Below are 2,115 nucleotides of genomic sequence, written 5' to 3'. Positions count from 1 at the left end.
GCTACGCCCGGCGCATGGTAACGCCCGGCGACGCCGCCTGCGCCTGGGGCGTCCCGAGCGGACCCTATCTCGTGCTGCCGCTGCTCGGGCCGACCTCGCTGCGCGACGCGACGGCGGCGCTGGGACTGTCCGCGGCGATGGCGGCGGGCCTCGGCGCGGCGCCGGTCGGCGCCTGGCAGGGCGGCGATGCCTTCCTGGCCTATGACCGCCTGCACGACGCGCTGCAGCGGGTGGAGGCGACCTCGCTCGACGCCTATGCGGTGCTGCGCAGTGCGTGGCTGCAGCGCCGCGCCGCGGCCTGTCCGCAGGACGCCGGGGCGGAGGAGTAGCGGCCTGGCCTCACGGCGCGGGCGGCAGCGCGGCGAGGCGTTCCAGGAAGGTCGTGCCGAGCGCCTCCAGCGCGTCGAAGCGAAGGCGCAGCGCGCCGCCCTCGGTGCCCATGACCGTGCAAGGCAGCGGGCCGAGCAGCCCCTCCACCGAGACGACGCCGCGCGACCCGGGCCGGATGGCGCCGCAACTGGCGAGGCGGAGGCCGCCGGCCGAGATGTCGACCACCTCCGTCGCCAGCGGCGCCCCGGATTCCGGCACGAAGCGCGCGGGGAGCGAGATGCGGTGGCGCGGATGGGCGCGGCGCTCGACGCCCTGCCAGGCAAGCGGCCTGGCGTTCGGCAGATCCTGGAACTTTCGTGTCATGCGACGATCCCCTGCTCGGCACATCCGATCGCGACGGCGGCCCGGTCTTGTTTTCGTGGCTCGCGATGAACGGATCGTTTCCGGCGGATCGAGACCGCTTCCACCGCCGCGATTCCGGCCGCGCAGCACGAAGCGTTCACCCTCCGCGCTTAGGGACATGCCGAGGACCCCCCGCCATGCCCGACACCACCATCCGATCCAACCCGCGTGATGCCGTCCTCGCCGCGCTCGATGCGCTGGCGCGGGCCGGCTTGGCGCCCGAGCCGGCGCGGCTCGCAGTCCTCTACGCCTATTTCAGCGGCGGCGACCCGCTGCTGCGATCACGGCTCGATGCGGCGTGGGCCGGCGGCGGCACGCCGAGCGCGGCGCTGCTCGACGAGCTGCACGCGGTCTTCGTCGCCGGCCGCCCGGCGAAGGATCCCGGGCCGCGGCTGGAAGCGGCGGCGGCCGACCTGCTGGAACTGACCGGCCGCGCGGGCGGGCAGGTGGCGAGCTTCGAGCGGTTGCTCGGCGATGCGACCGGGCGGCTTGGCGCGCTGGACGAGCCGGACCTGCGCGACTTCGCCGCCGGGCTGCTCGCGCTTACCCGGCACCTCGCGGTGCAGACCGCGCAGGTATCGCTGCGCCTCGGCGAGACGGAGATGCGGCTGGCCGAGCTGCGGCGGGAGCTTGGCGAAACCCACCGCGCGGCGCTGACCGATGCGCTGACCGGCCTCGGCAACCGCCGCGCCTTCGAGCGCGACCTGGCGGACCTGCTGCGCGACCGGCGCCGGTCGGCGCGGCCCCTGGCGCTCGTGCTGCTCGACGTGGACCACTTCAAGCAGGTCAACGACACCTGGGGCCATCAGGTGGGCGACGCGGTGCTGCGCGCCGTCGCCGCGCGGTTGCGCGACGCGCTGCGCGCCGAGGACCGGCCGGCGCGCTACGGCGGCGAGGAGTTCGCCGTGCTGCTGCCGGACATGACGGCGGAGGCGGCGCTGCGGGTCTGCGAGCGCGTGCGCTGCGCGATGGCCGACCGCGCCTTCGTGCTGCGCAGCTCGGGCGAGCGGATCGGCACCGTGACCGTCTCGGGCGGCGTCGCGGTGCTGATCGAGGGCGAGACGGCGGAAGCCTTCGTGGCGCGGGCGGACGGCGCGCTCTATGCCGCGAAGACCGCGGGTCGGAACCGCACGATGCTCGCGCCCGTCGCCGGCTGAACGGCCGCGCCGCAGGGGCGGGCGAGACCGTCATGGCGAGGCCTGCGGCGGGGTCAGTCGCCGAGGTTGGCGCGGGCGCGGCGGAGCAGGACGAGCAGCGTCGCCGCCTCCTCCCGCGTCAGGCCGCGCGTCGCGGCGGCGATGACGGCGCGCGCCTCCGGCAGCAGGGCCTCGCGCAGCGCGAGGCCGGCCGGCGTCAGCTCCACATGCAGCTTGCGGCGGTCGT

The 2,115-nt window shown here is 75.9% G+C and carries 3 protein-coding genes; 2 read left to right on the top strand and 1 reads right to left on the bottom strand.

Annotated features, from left to right (window positions below):
• A partial coding sequence (locus L2I40_RS22340) for an MlaA family lipoprotein (protein WP_237217520.1) occupies positions 1 to 329 on the top strand: 329 nt, incomplete at its 5' end.
• 10 nt (positions 330 to 339) lie between these two features.
• Here the strand turns inward: L2I40_RS22340 and L2I40_RS22335 are convergent.
• Complete coding sequence (locus tag L2I40_RS22335) at positions 340 to 693, bottom strand: PilZ domain-containing protein (protein ID WP_237217519.1); 354 nt, start codon at positions 691 to 693, stop codon at positions 340 to 342.
• Between the two features lie 176 nt (positions 694 to 869).
• On the opposite strand from L2I40_RS22335, the gene L2I40_RS22330 reads away from it, so the two are divergent.
• On the top strand, positions 870 to 1,889 hold the full coding sequence (locus L2I40_RS22330) for a GGDEF domain-containing protein (protein ID WP_237217518.1): 1,020 nt from the start codon (positions 870 to 872) through the stop codon (positions 1,887 to 1,889).
• Positions 1,890 to 2,115: the final 226 nt, after the last annotated feature.

Origin of the sequence: Falsiroseomonas oryziterrae (genome assembly GCF_021864505.1) — a bacterium.
GTDB classification, from domain to species: Bacteria; Pseudomonadota; Alphaproteobacteria; order Acetobacterales; family Acetobacteraceae; genus Falsiroseomonas; species Falsiroseomonas oryziterrae.
This window is presented reverse-complemented; position numbering and strand designations above follow the sequence as displayed.

What these genes read in the sequence shown, in the direction of transcription:
- L2I40_RS22335 (WP_237217519.1), bottom strand. Translation starts at nt 693, where the DNA reads ATGACACGAAAGTTCCAGGATCTGCCGAACGCCAGGCCGCTTGCCTGG.
- L2I40_RS22330 (WP_237217518.1), top strand. Translation starts at nt 870, where the DNA reads ATGCCCGACACCACCATCCGATCCAACCCGCGTGATGCCGTCCTCGCC.